Source organism: Vibrio sp. 10N.247.311.49, from assembly GCF_041467655.1.
Taxonomy (GTDB): Bacteria; Pseudomonadota; Gammaproteobacteria; order Enterobacterales; family Vibrionaceae; genus Vibrio; species Vibrio crassostreae_C.
On record NZ_JBFSVA010000032.1, the window covers coordinates 1 to 14,658 of the forward strand.

The 14,658-nt window shown below is 41.9% G+C and carries 15 protein-coding genes; 6 read left to right on the plus strand and 9 right to left on the minus strand.

From position 1 onward, the window contains the following. Window positions 1-72: 72 nt before the first annotated feature. The 3 genes from AB6E54_RS20720 to AB6E54_RS20730 all read right to left on the minus strand — a co-directional run bounded on the left by AB6E54_RS20720 (window position 73) and on the right by AB6E54_RS20730 (window position 1,676). Window positions 73-387, minus strand: a complete 315-nt coding sequence (locus AB6E54_RS20720; RefSeq protein WP_017061716.1) for a helix-turn-helix domain-containing protein — start codon at window positions 385-387, stop codon at window positions 73-75. A 117-nt stretch (window positions 388-504) separates the two neighbouring features. Next, window positions 505-744: a hypothetical protein gene (locus tag AB6E54_RS20725; protein ID WP_017061717.1), complete on the minus strand. Its 240-nt coding sequence runs from the start codon at window positions 742-744 to the stop codon at window positions 505-507. Window positions 745-1,082: 338 nt separating this feature from the next. Then, window positions 1,083-1,676: a TfoX/Sxy family DNA transformation protein gene (locus AB6E54_RS20730; protein WP_065583723.1), complete on the minus strand. Its 594-nt coding sequence runs from the start codon at window positions 1,674-1,676 to the stop codon at window positions 1,083-1,085. 192 nt (window positions 1,677-1,868) lie between these two features. Between AB6E54_RS20730 and AB6E54_RS20735 the strand changes: the two genes are divergently transcribed. From AB6E54_RS20735 to AB6E54_RS20750, 4 genes are all read left to right on the plus strand, one after another. Then, window positions 1,869-2,177: an Hpt domain-containing protein gene (locus tag AB6E54_RS20735; protein ID WP_017061719.1), complete on the plus strand. Its 309-nt coding sequence runs from the start codon at window positions 1,869-1,871 to the stop codon at window positions 2,175-2,177. Window positions 2,178-2,187: 10 nt separating this feature from the next. After that, a complete protein-coding gene (locus tag AB6E54_RS20740) occupies window positions 2,188-4,512 on the plus strand; it encodes an ATP-binding protein (RefSeq protein WP_102428215.1) in 2,325 nt (774 codons plus the stop codon). 258 nt (window positions 4,513-4,770) lie between these two features. Then, complete coding sequence (locus tag AB6E54_RS20745) at window positions 4,771-5,631, plus strand: helix-turn-helix transcriptional regulator (RefSeq protein WP_102333684.1); 861 nt, start codon at window positions 4,771-4,773, stop codon at window positions 5,629-5,631. Then, a complete protein-coding gene (locus AB6E54_RS20750) occupies window positions 5,624-6,826 on the plus strand; it encodes an EAL domain-containing protein (protein WP_372058424.1) in 1,203 nt (400 codons plus the stop codon). The genes AB6E54_RS20745 and AB6E54_RS20750 overlap by 8 nt, the downstream gene beginning before the upstream one ends. A gap of 54 nt (window positions 6,827-6,880) precedes the next feature. On the opposite strand, the gene moeB is transcribed toward AB6E54_RS20750, so the two are convergent. After that, window positions 6,881-7,633 carry a molybdopterin-synthase adenylyltransferase MoeB gene (gene moeB, locus AB6E54_RS20755; protein ID WP_372107196.1) on the minus strand — a complete coding sequence of 251 codons (753 nt, stop codon included), beginning with the start codon at window positions 7,631-7,633 and terminating at the stop codon, window positions 6,881-6,883. A gap of 12 nt (window positions 7,634-7,645) precedes the next feature. Then, a complete protein-coding gene (gene moeA, locus AB6E54_RS20760) occupies window positions 7,646-8,881 on the minus strand; it encodes a molybdopterin molybdotransferase MoeA (protein WP_017061724.1) in 1,236 nt (411 codons plus the stop codon). A gap of 216 nt (window positions 8,882-9,097) precedes the next feature. Here moeA and folE point away from each other — a divergent pair, with 216 nt between their 5' ends. Continuing rightward, a complete protein-coding gene (gene folE, locus AB6E54_RS20765; protein ID WP_017061725.1) occupies window positions 9,098-9,751 on the plus strand; it encodes a GTP cyclohydrolase I FolE in 654 nt (217 codons plus the stop codon). Between the two features lie 301 nt (window positions 9,752-10,052). Here the strand turns inward: folE and AB6E54_RS20770 are convergent, their stop codons facing one another. The 4 genes from AB6E54_RS20770 to AB6E54_RS20785 form a co-directional block, all read right to left on the minus strand. After that, window positions 10,053-10,706, minus strand: coding sequence for a hypothetical protein (locus tag AB6E54_RS20770; RefSeq protein WP_372107197.1), 654 nt, complete (start codon window positions 10,704-10,706; stop codon window positions 10,053-10,055). After that, the gene (locus AB6E54_RS20775; RefSeq protein ID WP_017061727.1) at window positions 10,699-11,238 is read right to left on the minus strand and encodes a YaeQ family protein; all 540 of its coding nucleotides are present in this window, start codon (window positions 11,236-11,238) and stop codon (window positions 10,699-10,701) included. Before AB6E54_RS20775 ends, AB6E54_RS20770 begins: the two co-directional genes overlap by 8 nt. Before the next feature lie 117 nt (window positions 11,239-11,355). Continuing rightward, the gene (locus AB6E54_RS20780; protein WP_010430417.1) at window positions 11,356-11,565 is read right to left on the minus strand and encodes a cold-shock protein; all 210 of its coding nucleotides are present in this window, start codon (window positions 11,563-11,565) and stop codon (window positions 11,356-11,358) included. Between the two features lie 448 nt (window positions 11,566-12,013). Beyond that, window positions 12,014-13,099 (minus strand): PQQ-dependent sugar dehydrogenase, encoded by a 1,086-nt coding sequence (locus tag AB6E54_RS20785; RefSeq protein WP_372058425.1) that lies wholly within the window; start codon window positions 13,097-13,099, stop codon window positions 12,014-12,016. Between the two features lie 270 nt (window positions 13,100-13,369). Here AB6E54_RS20785 and AB6E54_RS20790 point away from each other — a divergent pair, with 270 nt between their 5' ends. Continuing rightward, complete coding sequence (locus AB6E54_RS20790; protein WP_372107199.1) at window positions 13,370-14,563, plus strand: multidrug effflux MFS transporter; 1,194 nt, start codon at window positions 13,370-13,372, stop codon at window positions 14,561-14,563. The last annotated feature ends 95 nt before the right edge of the window (window positions 14,564-14,658 follow it).

Sequence of the window (14,658 nt, forward strand, 5' to 3'; positions counted from 1 at the left end):
CTAATAATCACCCATACTGGCCGTTTCTATCTGAGATCCAATTAGGAAACAAAGCGACGGGAGTGTTTAAATTCACTGCAAAACACATATTTTGTCAGTTTTATTTAAACTATAACCTATCTTGTAAATGGTATTGATTTCTATCCATCCACCGAGCCTAAGAAGCTTCTTTCTTAAAGACATGATCACCATATTCAATGCATTGTCACAGACGAATGAATTGGGCCATCCCATTTTTAGTAGATGGTGTTTGGTTAAATGCTCCCCTTGATGAGTGAGTAACTCTTTTAGAACTAAAAATTCACTGAGTGTGAGCTGGATGGGTTTTATCGTTGGGTGGTCGGCTAGCGAAATTCTTAGCGACCCTTTATGTAAGATTAAGTGCATAAACAAACAGCCAGTTTAATTATCATACCCGTATTATTTATTTGCTGCGATTACATGCAAGGTCAGGTTGAATATTAATCTGGCTATTATGCCTACTTAATGGGTTTTCCTTTCATATTACACATCAAACGAAACCATTTTATTTGCTGTTTTTGTATTAGTTATTTCAGTTTGTTTAAGTTCAACCTTACAACGTTCGCTTTGTGAGTTGAACGCGACTTGATTGCTAATAGGGTTTGAAGCGCAGTCAGAAGTCGGTACTTTCCCTGTCCAACGCACAGTGACATTTGCGGCCGCCGACTGAAAAGAGATAAGAGTTGCTAATACTGCTGTTGAAATAAAGATTAATGAACGCATATTTAGGCACCTTTTATTAGTGTTGTGTTGATATGCCTAGTTTGGTAGCGATAGGGCAGGTTGTAAAATAAATAGTTATAAATTCAGTTGCATTAAAACTTGAATGGTAATTTGTAGCAGAGGGAATAGTAGGAAACCAAAATAAAGGCTGGCAGTGAAAATTAAAACGGAGTGGGCGATCAAATGAAAGGGGAGGCTAATTTAAAGACGTTAAACTTGAGTGAAATCACTTAAGGACAGCGGGTTAGCCTAATGAGCCGTAGCTAGGAATAGCCACGGCATCAAATTGACCGCATTTGGATTTAACAAGAATCTAAGCTTCGTTAAAACAATATAGGCTAACAATAACTTTGAGCTTGGGTGCGCAATGCATTTTTTAGGTTCGTCGGCAGTTGTGAACGGTGTATACCCTGGATTGCACCCTCTAACGACCAAACTAACTCGATGGTTGGTTTATGGTGGGTATGCTGTTGGATAGCCTCTACAGCACCAATCGTGCCCAGGTTTTTGAGTTTCTCAATGGAGTTTATACCCGCTTTCTCAAGAAGTTGCTCAGTTGAGAATCGCATGTTGGGTAAGTCTTTGAGCCTTTCGGGAGCAGAAATATAACTGCTTCGTGATCTCTTTATTTGCTCTAGTGCGATTTCTGCTTCACATAGAGTCAAAGAATACTTGCTCCAAGGGTTTGCTGGCAACTTGTAATAATCCGCATTCTGACTTACTCCAAGTACGCTCGCATTCACCTTGGGGTAGCCCTTGTTAATAAAGTAGCCTTTTTGTGCCGGTGTTCCTCTGAGGTACAGCTCCCCACTTTTATGTAGAACGAGCAAAACGTGATCTACATAGAAGGCCGTTACGCCAAATATTTGTTTTATAGACACTCGACCTAATTGTTCCAAGCGTCTAAAAGTATGTCTGAAAAGTTGAGCCATTATTTTCACTCGATAATCATAAAAAGTGTGATCTATTGTCCAAATGTAGCCAGCAGTGAATATGGCATAAGCCAAGTTAAAAAACAGACAATGCCATTGGGCATTCCGGTTATTTAAATTCTCGATCTGCCATATCAGTTTTGTAACAGACGGTCAAAATTAAGGGGGGTCACGAAGGCGGGAGAAATTGGTATGTATAGCATCGACACAAATGTATTTTTAATGGCGACGGGTTGTAACTTTCAATCGGATATTGGCGTTCGATTTCGTCAGATTGCTATTAGAAGTTTGCACAAGGTTAATGATGATATTCTTCAAGGAGGTGAGTCCAATCGAGCGCTCGCCCATAAAGTGAAAGGCATTGCGTTATCTTGCGGGGCTACAGAGGTTGCAAGAATTTGTCTTAAATTGGAGCACTACGACGCGGTAATCAATGAAAGTGCCGGAAAAAAGATTTTGATGGATGTGTCTAACGCCATGATTCAACTTTTTGACGCTTAAGTTGGAGGATATGAACGTGTCTTTTAAAAATAAAATCATTTTCACCAACGCAACAATACTGGTTCTATTTGTGGTGTTGCTTACGTACTCCGCTATCGAAATCGTTCAGGTTTCTTCACAAAACCAATTTGAAGAGATAAAGGAGAGCATTACGGGAAATAACAAAAAGCTTCTACTTACCTTTGTGAAAGCTCAAAGTGTAACCCTTGATAAAGAGGTCGAGCTGATCACTGAGGAAGTGCAGCATGTAGCGATTGATTTTGCTCATGATTTTGTTAATGAATCGAAAAACGAGGCACTTCGTAATAAACAACTGGCTTATATCAACACAGAGCGTAAGCCTTTTATCAAAAAGGTGCTTTTTATTGACACTGAACGCAACCAAGAAGTCTCTATCACCGAAAATGGTATTGTAAGCCGCTCTATTTCTGTCGATTTTAGTCGCATGATCCACTACAAGAATTTCTATATAGGGAAAGAAGTTAAAGTGGGGCACGTCACTAAGTTTGCCATTTATATCCGTCCAGAGCACTGGGATAACGCGTTACTCAAATTTGATTTAGATTTAGAGTATTTTTCTCGTTCACTGACTTTTGAAAATATGATCGATGAATTCCAATACCGTTATTTCTTAGTAGACGACAGCGGCAAGCTTATCGCGTCGAATCTACAACAGAATGTCGACCAATTGATGTCTGAAAGTGTTTTTGATGAACAAATTCAAAAGAGTGTCGGAAGCCATATCATGTCACATTACTTGGGTAGTTTTGTGGTAAGTGGCGAAAAAGGTGTTTTCAATGTCACTTTTGTTCAGAACCGTCAAACCGGTTGGAGGTTGATTTTAGTCACGCCAGAGCATGTGATTCGTTCCAGTTATGCGACCACCAAAGAGCTGGTTTTATCTGGTGATAACTCGTTGATCAAACGCCTGTTCTTTGCTTATATCCTTTTGCTTGGTCTGTTTTTAGCTATTAACTCAATCGCGGTGAATAAGATGCTGATACCTATTTCTAAATTGATCGCACAAGCTAAATATCTAAAGCAGCGTGATTTTAATAAATCCAGACATACTGTTTATAGTAATGGAGACGAAATTGAACAGCTTTCAAAGGCTTATTCTGAGGCTGGGATCCAGATTCAAAATTTGATTGAAGGGCTTGAATATGAAGTTGAAGAGCGAACGAAGCTGTACGAGATAGCAGCGCAAGAGGCGAGTGAGGCCAATAAACAGAAATCGGTGCTGCTTTCAAATGTGTCCCATGAGGTTCGCACGCCACTGAACGCGATTATTGGTTATACACATATGCTAAGCCATAGCAAAAACTTTGACGAATATCGCCATCAGCTGAACGGTATTTCGAGTGCGAGCAATACTATTTTAGGCATTGTGAATGACCTATTGGATTTTGAAAGAGTAAAAGCAGCAAGCTATTCATTAAACCCTAAATGCCTGTCAGTAATGAGTTTGATGCGCGAAATTGAAAATACGTTTTTTCCGCTTAGCGAGTCTAAACAATTGTCGCTTGATATTATATGCAATGTCGATGCTTCGACAACATTGATGATTGATGAGCTTCGTATTAAGCAAGCAATCAATAATATAGTTTCGAACGCATTGAAGTTTACAAACAAGGGAGGGGTGACAATAGAAGTTTCAACCGACGATAGAGCATTCAATATCTCCGTAAGCGATACTGGAGTCGGTATTCCCCAAGATAAATTGGATGCGGTGTTTAACGGCTTTGAACAGGTTAATCAAGAAGACCAACAGTTTGGTTTTGGCTTGGGCTTGGCGATAACTAAAACCATCGTAGAGTTAATGAAGGGTTCGTTGCGTGTTGAGAGTGTGCTCGGCACCGGTAGTACTTTTGTTATCTCACTCCCAGCTCAAGAAATTATGAATGTTCTTGAGTGTTCTAACGGTGTTGCTGAACAGGTATATAACGTTAGAGAGCGCTTAGACTGCACAAGTAAAAAAGCCTTGATCGTTGATGATGTTGAGTTCAACCGAGAAATTCTAGAGTTCCACTTAAACGAGCTAGGTTGTGAATGCATGACCGCGAATGATGGTTTGGAGGCTTTAGCACTCGCTTCTGAACATGACTTTGATGTTGTACTGACGGATATTTCAATGCCGGTTATGGATGGCATTGAGCTTGCTTCTGAGTTGGGAAAGCGTAAGCCATCGTTACCTATAATTGCCGTTACGGCACGAGCTACCATTCAAGAAGAGGCTCGAATGGACCAATACTTTTCGTGTTATCTAACCAAACCGCTCAACCCGAGCGATCTAAAGCTAAAGCTTCATTGCGCTTTATCAGGTGGTACTTGCTAACTTAGTTAAATACTCCTACCTATAACCTGAGGGTAAGCCATCTTCGGATCTTCATGTATTATTTTCATCTGTTTTTCTGAGAGTTATGGGCATTGTCATCAAGATAATGCCCAAACTGTTATGAAAATAACTATCATCCAATAAGTGTTGAGAGTAGCTGGGCATTTTCAAATTATTCAATCACAGCTTGCCCTTAGCTTTTGTTCGTATTTAATTAAAAATAAGCTAAATCACAATAACGAATAAGAAAATAAAGCTATGTTTGGAAATATTATACGTACGTTTCGTGTTAATAATGGTTTGTCTCAAACTAATTTTGTTGATGCGATTCAAAGAAGTAACTCTAACTTTAACAACCTGGACGTTGTGACACTAAGCCGTTGGGAAAGAGGAGTAACAACTCCCCACTTAAAACGTCAAAACGAGTTACTGGACCTTATTGGAGTCAACATATTTGATGTTTGGGAGGCAAACGACTCACAAACAGTTCTCACAGGGTTAACGAATAAATTTAATAATAACGGTTATATTGATATGAACATGCACGTCCAAACAGAAGTTACGGTGATTAACTCAAATAATTCATTCCTTCTTGGGAAGATTACCAAGTTAATTGATGTCATCTTTGAATATGAGGATAACGTTATGCTCAGTAATTTAGAAGATTTAGATCTGAGTAGAAAGGTAATTATTGAAAAAATAATAAATCAATATTCTGGAGAGTTAACGCTCGTCACGGTTAATGGGCAATTAATCGGACACTTATTAAGTGCTAACTATAATCTTGCAGCAGATTTTTTGGAGCAAGTCTTAGTATCTAAAGAAGATAGAGCACATTTAGTTGTTACTTTTAACTGCACTCATTATTCGTCATTTACAGACACAATGGGCAGAGAGGCGTACAAGTATCTACAAAGCTTAAATCCAGATAAAGAGCTTTATATACTACTGAAAAGCAAAAGGATTTTTGATCTGTTTTTTTCATTGGGCTGCGAGTATCGAAGTGTAAGAAGTAACGATAGATCAATGAAGGTCATGAACTTGGATTCAAAGAAAATGAAATCACAACGCACTTGGATGGATATTATTGCAAACTATAAAGGTGAAGAGAATGAATAACACAGTATTGATTGTTGACGATGTTGAACTATCGAGAGAGGTCATTAAAAATGCGGTCTCTTTATCTAATAAAAAAACATCTGTACAGTTTGCAGAAAATGCGTTCGATGCAATGAGCAAAATGCAAAACGCATCATTTGATTTGGTGATTATGGACATCATGATGCCCAATGGCGATGGATTTGAACTCTTGAGTATGATGTCGCAACAAAATGTTGAGTCTAAAATAATCATTATTTCAGGTTTGGATAAATCCATTGTTAGCTCGGTGAGTATGCTTGGAAAGCTCTATGAGTTAAATGTTGTCGCTTCACTAGAAAAGCCTATTTGGGCTAACCAAATAAGTGAGTTGGTTGATAAAGCACTTGAAGTTGAAACCATAACCAAAAGCGAGCTTGGCTTTGGTAACCGTGCAACAATCATCGATGACGATTTTCCCATCAATCTGGTTTATCAGCCGCAAGTTGTTTCGGATATAAATGTTATTTCGGGGTTTGAAGTGTTGTCACGATGGTCTGATGAAAACGGGACCTTACTTCCACCGAGCTATTTTTTGCCAGTAATTGAAGAGCTAGGAAAGCAAAAGGTTTTTACCAATATCGTGATAAATAAATTCATTCAGGATTATCATCTCCACTTCAGTGAACTTGATAAATCGTTGAGGTTCTCAATTAATATCGATCCTAATTTACTGACTGATGAATCTGTTGTCGATAATCTACTCGAGATCTATAAGCAAGGTATTGAGCATACTATCGTTGTAGAGCTGACTGAAAAGGGGCTTTCAGGCAATATTGAAAAAGAATTGTTGGCAAATATTTTACGGCTAAGGTTGAATGGTTTTGAGATCTCTATAGATGACTTTGGGATGGAAGCATCGAATATTGAACGTATTGTCAAACTGCCTATTAGTGAGATAAAAATAGATAAAACCATTACATGGGGACTTTGCCATAACATTGATTACATGCAAAAAATCGATGAAGTTAAGAAGCTCGTTTCGGTAAAAAACGCACGTATTATCTATGAGGGTGTTGAAAATAAAGACACCTGTGCATTTCTGGAAACTCTAGGCGGCTTTAACCAACAAGGTTTTCTTCATGGGGTTCCATCACTACCTGAAATTGCAGTTGAGATGCTCGCAGAGCAAAAGGAGCTAGATTACGTCGCTTCTGAATATACTTCTAATCATTAACAACGTATTAGGGTAACGAGCCAAAGCCAACTCAATGGGCTTTGGCTCTTTTTATTACTTACCACACACCGAACAATTAGGCATCTTTATTAAATTCATTTCACGCCAGCTGTGAGACATGGCATCGAGAATCAAAAGTTTGCCTTGCTTTGGTTGTCCAAACTTGGCAATAACCTTGATAGCTTCCAAAGCCTGAGCCGCGCCTACCATGCCTACAACAGGTGCCATCACACCGGCTTCAACACAGCTTAGAGCAGCGTTGCCGAATAGAGCACTCAAGCACTGGTAACAAGGTGCATTTTCATCTTGATAAGTGAATACGCTAATCTGACCTTCCATGCGAATCGCAGCGCCCGATACTAGAGGCGTTATTGATGTGTAACACAAACGGTTAAGTTGATTGCGCGTTTCAACGTTGTCACTGGCATCAAGAACAAGAGAGTGTGCTTCGATCAAACTTGCTAGCGCTTCGTCATCAAGCCTGTGATCGACAGTTGCAATCGTCAGATGAGGGTTCAATACCTGCAAAGACTCAGCGGCAGAATCGACCTTCTTCTTACCAATGTCAGCATCGGTGTGAAGCACTTGTCGCTGCAAGTTTGAAAGCTCGACAATATCATCGTCGATCAGTGTTAGCTTACCAATTCCCGCAGTCGCGAGGTATTGAGCAGAGGCACAGCCTAAACCACCCGCACCTAACACCAAAATCGAGCTCTGTTTCAGCGCTTCTTGACCCTCAAAATCAAACTGCTTGAGAATGATCTGGCGGTTATAGCGAAGCATCTCTGCGTCAGACAGTATTTCCATCAGCAAGCCTCGTTAGTAAAGCGTGGAGTTAAACAGTTGAATCTGAACCGTTTCACCGACTTCAACACGGCCACGTTCGCGCTCTAGTACCACAAAGCAGTTTGCTAAGCTCATTGAGCGGAAAGCGCCAGAGCTTTGGTTACCTGTTGTTTCTACTACAAACTTACCGTTTTCAATCGAGTAGATGCCACGTTGGTAATCAGTACGGCCTGGGCCTTTTTTGAATGCAGATTTAGTGATAGCAGGAATCGACTCTGGTGCTGTCCATGCTGTGTGACCAGCTAATTTAGCCAGCATAGGCTGAACTAACACATACATAGTCATCATTGCAGACACTGGGTTACCCGGTAGGCCACAGAACCAAGCGTTGTCTAGCTCACCAAATGCGAATGGTTTACCTGGTTTGATTGCTAGTTTCCAAAAGCCGATTTCGCCAAGCTCTTCAAGAATGTCTTTGGTGTAATCAGCTTCGCCGACACTTACGCCACCAGAAGTGACAACTACGTCTGCCAGTTCTTGCGCTTTTACAAAGGTTTCTTTAAGCGTTGCAGGGCAATCAGGAATAATACCTAGGTCAATTGCTTCGCAACCAAACGCTTCAATCAGTGGTTTGATACCGTAGCGGTTGCTGTCGTAGATCTGACCATCTTCAAGAGGCTGACCTAATGGCTTGAGCTCATCGCCAGTAGAGAAGAAAGCGACTTTAGGTTTGTGTGCCACAGTTACATGACTCACACCGAGCGAAGCAATCATTGGAATGTCACGAGGTGTTAAACGTTCGCCACGGCTAAGAACGATATCGCCTTGCTTGATGTCGTCACCGGTAGGGCGAATGTTATTGTTCAGCTTGATGTCGTCTTGCTGAATCTCAATGCCAGCGTCAGTTTCAGCAGTGTTTTCTTGCATGATTACGACGTCACAACCTTCCGGGATCTTTGCGCCAGTCATAATGCGAATACAGGTGTTTGCTGGCCATTCACCTTCAAAAGGTTGACCTGCAAAGGACTTGCCCGCTAAAGGCAGCACTTTACTGTTCTCTAGGTCTGCTAAGCGCAGTGCATAGCCGTCCATTGCTGAGTTATCAAAAGGAGGTACGAAAATAGGGGATAGAATATCTTCAGCAAGTACGTAACCCAATGCTTCTGCCAATGGCAGTGATAAGGTCGTTCGAATAGGTTGAATTGGCGATAGCAGCTTATCTAGTGCTTCTTCAATTGGCATCAAGCCCGGAGCGTCGCAACAGCCCATAATTGAAATCCTTTGATCGTTATTATTTTGATTTGGCGGTTGGCAATAGGGATTCAATAGTTATCAAATCATGATGGTTCGCCAACGAAATTCTAGCCACTCTAGCACAGTTTAAGCCCCGTAAATAATGACCTCCCTTAAAATATGGGTGTATTTATTCAAAATTCCGAGTATCCTTGTTTGCCATCCAGAAGGGGTAATAAAAGAGGAAGTTCAATGTCAGGTCTTAGCGAATCAGCGAAGTTGGTTAAAGATGCGCTAGCAAGCCGTGGTTTAGAGACACCAATGAGTCCAAACCAGGTTAGCCGAGAAGAGAAAAAGGAACGAATCGAACACCATATGCGTGAGATTCTCACTCTCCTTGAACTTGATCTTACGGACGATAGTCTGGAAGAAACACCGCAACGTATTGCTAAAATGTACGTGGATGAAATTTTCTCTGGTTTGGATTACGCCAATTTCCCTAAAATTACGGTAATCGAAAACAAGATGGGCGTTCGTGAAATGGTACGAGTAAAAGACATTACCGTGACCAGTACTTGTGAGCACCACTTAGTGACGATTGATGGTAAGACTGCGGTCGCTTATATCCCTCGTGGGAAAATCATCGGCCTTTCAAAGATTAACCGTATTGTTCGATTCTTTGCTCAGCGCCCACAAGTTCAAGAACGTATGACGCAGCAGATCCTTGTTGCACTGCAAACGCTACTCGAAACTGATGACGTTGCTGTCACCATGGATGCGGTTCATTACTGCGTAAAATCACGCGGTGTAATGGACGCGACTAGCGAAACGACAACAACAGCTCTGGGCGGTATCTTCAGATCAAACCCAGCAACGCGCCACGAATTCTTACACGGCCTGCGTTAATACGTTTCGTTATTGGATGCACGTGATTTAGCCTTTGTAAATTGAAGTTCGTTGAAAATATTCTAAGCCTCGCTTTATGCGGGGCTTTTTTACGCCTGCAATAAAGTCAACTGTAATGGCTGAGAATGCTGTTATTCCCTAAAGTGAAGAATGAGCGACTTATTCACTTTCGCCATTCCCTAAAGTGAGGAATGAACGTAATAGGGAATCTGTTGCGGCCAAGCAGAAAAAGCACGCTCTATATCTTAACGTTTGTTGAAAGCATATAGAGCGTAACTAGAATCAGTCGCTGGTGGAGTGCTTAAGAAAGGTTAAACAAACGCTTTAAGTGGTGAACAATACCGGATGGCTTGTTCTCGGCTTGATAGATGCTCAAACCATCGTAAAAACTCGCCATGAACTCTATGCGAATCTCATCATCATTGCTTCTCGATATACGAGACAGTAGCGTAGCGGCTACAGCTGCGTGATCATTGGCTAGGCTGTAATCCATTCCTAGTCGTCCTTGAATGAACAACCACAAATGCGTGACTAGTTTTAACTGTTGAGCGTTAGAGTTTTGAAACTTGTCGCTGTGCTCAGTTCCCACTGTATTATCGAATACATTTTGCATCGCCTCATTCGCTTCTTTATTGCTTTCAAAGCGATAGCTTGCATCGATATGTTCCTTGGTTAGCAAGCCAAGCAACGTCTGACGTGCAGAGTTCTCCGGCTTGTTCTCGCAAGCGTGTTTAAACAAAGCGTGGTTTTCATCAATAAATGACGACAGCTCTTTCTCGTAGCCTGTCGAGAGCGTTTTGACTGAACCTAAACCTGCTTCTTTTAAACACTGGTGAAGCTTGGTTCTAGCTTGTTGTTTGGCTTTGATTTCTTGCTGCGCGTCGGCTTGCTGCTTGGCTTCTTCTTGCAGGCTAGCTTCTGTTTGCGAATTATTCGGGGTTGGACGCTCAGTCATTACTCTGTAGCTCTTCCCACGTTACTTCTGCCGATTGAGTATCGCTGTTAATGAAAGCAGAGTTACCCGTCAGCATGACTGAAAGATCCATCGTACGTTGTGTCATCGCTGCTAGCTGCTCAATACCATCGTTGTCTAGACGAACGATCTGAGCTTTTAGGTAGCCGAATTTACCTTTGTTCTGCTCCCACCAAACGTTTGATTTAGTGTTGAAGCTGAATACGCGTACTGATTTAGATAGGCGAGTTGCCTTCTTAACACGCTCTGGATCAGGTTCGCCTACATCAACCCATTCTAGGATTTGATCGTCTAACGACTTCTGCCATAAATCGGGTTCTTCAATGCTAGACAACCCTTTAGTGAACTCAAGTTCAGGAGACGCATTGATACAGAAAGCCATGATTCGAGCCATCATTCGCTGTTCTGTTTCAGAAGGGTGTTGTGCAACCGTTAGATTGAAAGAGTCGTAATAGTCGCGATTCATATCGGTTAAAGAGATACGAAACTTGTAGATTGTCGGTTTAAGAGCCATTGAGAGGGTGTCTTAGGTAGAAATAGTGAAGGGGAATATTACCTTAAATCTCTGAATAGCGGGTAAAAAAATAGCCAGCAGAGGCTGGCTATTTTTAGAAAGCTTTAAAATACTAGATTAAAGTACTTTGATGCTGTCAGCTTGTGGGCCTTTTTGACCTTGAGATACTACGAACTCAACTTTTTGGCCTTCAGCAAGAGTTTTGAAACCGTCGCCAGTGATAGCAGAGAAGTGTGCGAATACGTCTGGGCCGTTTTCTTGTTGAATGAAGCCGAAGCCTTTAGTTTCGTTGAACCATTTTACTGTACCAGTAACTGTGTTAGACATGATGATATCCTAAAATTAAATTTTTATTTTGAGCCAATTGTGGCACTGATAGCGTGGAAAAGTTTATTGCTATTGCGTACAACACAACGGGGTTACTAGTAATCCAACGAAATGTTTATATACAAAGAACTTTCTTTCTAGCCGGGAACGAGTCTAAATCAAATCAGGGGATAGTCAATCGAATACATAGGGAAAGGTTGCAGAAACTTGGGGGTAGTCAAACTTTGCATTCCTTAAATATCATGGAGTTACAGTTGTATGGTGATTTGTTGTAGTTTTTGTGAAAAAGGTGGTCGAAATTGATGACGAATTTGGAGTAAATGCACTGTTTTAGCGCATTCATTTTTGCAAATTTAAAGCCGCTAACTGGGCGTTGAGCCCACTTTTAACGGCTTATATTTATAAATGTCGTTGTAAGGTAAGTGCCTTTACTTGAACGAGGTCTCGGCTACTTTTTCAAGCGGTACAGGTTGCCATTATCAGTGCTGAAGAAGATGTCTCCGTTTGGTGAAGTTTCGATGTCTCTTACCCTTTCGCCCAAGTCCTCTAAAATGCGTTCTTCCTCGATTGCCTCACCTTGTTCATTGACTGTCACAATATTGATGTGAGTAAGTTTTAGTGCGCCAGCCAGCAGTTTGCCTTTCAGCTCTGGGTATTTGTCTCCTTGGTAAACAAGCAAACTGCCCGGAGCGATTGAAGGAACATAGACTTTTTTTGGCGCTTCAATACCATCTTTGGTTTCCGATTCGCCAACGCTGATAGGGCCCCAATACTCTTTTCCGTGTGAGGTGACAGGCCACCCATAGTTGGCACCCGCTTTTATTAGGTTAATTTCATCACCACCGCGAGGGCCGTGTTCAATCGACCAAAGCTTTTGAGTCGGGAAATCGTAATACAGACCCTGTGGATTACGATGGCCAAAGCTCCAAATTTCATTGAGCACTTTGTTGTTATCCGTGAATGGGTTATCGCTTGGTGTGCTTCCATCGGCATTCAGTCGTAATATTGATCCGGCGTGAGTCATGGTGTCTTGGCCGTTGTCTCGATCACCACGGTCGCCGATTGAAAAATACAGGTGGCTATCATCAAAGGTGATACGGCTACCAAAGTGACGTCCGGTGTCCGTTCTAGATTTAGATACAAACACGTCTGTCCAATTGATGACTTCATTATTGCTGTAATTAGCAGAAGCCAGTGTTGTTACGCCTTCATCATCGATGTCTTTACTGTAAGTGACGTAGAACTTTCCGTTTTCAAAAGGGGAAAGTGCGATATCTAATAATCCACCTTGGCCTTTCGCCCATACATTGGGCAGCCTGAAGAGTGTGTGTTGATCGCCAGTTTTTAAATCGACATGTTTAATGACGCCTGATTTTTCTGTGACTAGCATGGACTTATCGTTGACATAAGCCAGTCCCCAAGGGATCACGAGTCCGTCGGTGATCTTCTCTGCCTGCCAAGCAAAGGCTGACGTTACAGGACCTGAGGCAAGCAGCGCCAAAGCACATGAAAAAATACGGTGATGAGTGTTCATTGAAGTCCCTTGATTATGAGCATCTAGTGTTAGTCTAGCGCTTGTGGCCGATAGGCGGAAAGCCGAGGTTGCTGAAAAGTGACTATTCACATATTTAGTTGAACGCCTATTGTATGATTATACAAGCTCACGTATGTTTACTCTGCCTTTCTCTATTTGATCCTGTCGGAGCATTATGAACAACTCACCAGCAGCATTTTCGCTATTTTCTCTGTTTTTATGTTGTGAGTTAGATACGCACGATTTTTCTTCGAACGGACCTATTAAACGATGAGTCGTGGATTTGATTTTAAATCGATCTTACTTGCGTGCTTGGTCATCAGTATCGGTCAGCTCAGTATGGGACTGGTGTTTCCATCACTACCTTGGATCGCCAAAGACTTCGATGTATCACTAGAGCAAGCCCAGCTATTGGTAAGCGTGTACCTATTAGGTTTTGGGCCTTCCCAGTTTATTTATGGCCCTATTTCCGATGCTCTTGGGCGCAAGAAAGTGCTGCTGAGCGGATTATTAATCGCCATGCTGGGACTATTGATGATCATTTTCTTCAGCCACTCGTTTACCAATATGGTGATGGGGCGATTTCTACAAGGCCTAGGAACCGGCTGTTGCGCTGTACTTGCTCGTGCCTCGACGCGCGATAGATTCAACGGCGCAGACTTGCCTTTGGCTATGTCTTATATTGCGATGGTTACCTCTATAACACCTTTGATCGCGCCTGTTATCGGTGGGTTTATTAACTTCCACTTTGGCTGGAGTATGGTGTTTATCTCACTACTTGGCTATGTCTCATTGGCTTGGGTGGTATTGGCGTTCAAGTTTAAGGAAACCGTCACTAAGGTTTCGGCTATCCCTTCACCGAAGAAAATGATTTCTCAATACAAAGAGCTACTCACTTCTCGTTATTTTATGAGCTTTGCGAGTATTGGCTGGCTTAACTTTAGCTTGATGATCACCACCGTATCAGTGATGCCATTTATCATGCAAAATCAGATTGGCATGACGTCAGATGAATACGCGATGTGGGCGGTGATTCCTGCATTAGGCATGCTCGGCGGAACAAGCTTATGTAACCGTATTCGCCCTATGCTGGGCAACAAGAAAACTCTGTTATGCACACCTGTATTACATGTGGCTGCGGCGTTGTGGCTTTTCTTTTGTCCACTTGAGCCACTTTATTTAATGCTTGGCCAGTTCTTGATGATTCTTGGCAATGGTATAGCGTTACCTTGTGCTCAGGCGTTGGTGATGTCGCCTTATAAGAAGAACGCTGGCGCGGCTGCTGCGATGTCTGGCGGAGGGCAGATGGTGGTGTCTTCAATGGTGAGCATGGGGCTGGTTCAGTTAGGACTAGGAGAAGCGTGGCATCTATCGCTTGTCATCATGTTGTTCACACTGATTACCCTGTTTAATATTTTACGTGGTTTCAGTAGTCAAGAAGCGAGAGAGTCCCAGCTTAGCTAGTTATTTAATTATTTAGCTAGCTAGTGAGTGAAAAACGAAAAGGCCATTGAAGTTTATGATTTCAATGGCCTTTATTATGCTTAGAGCTTAGAGCT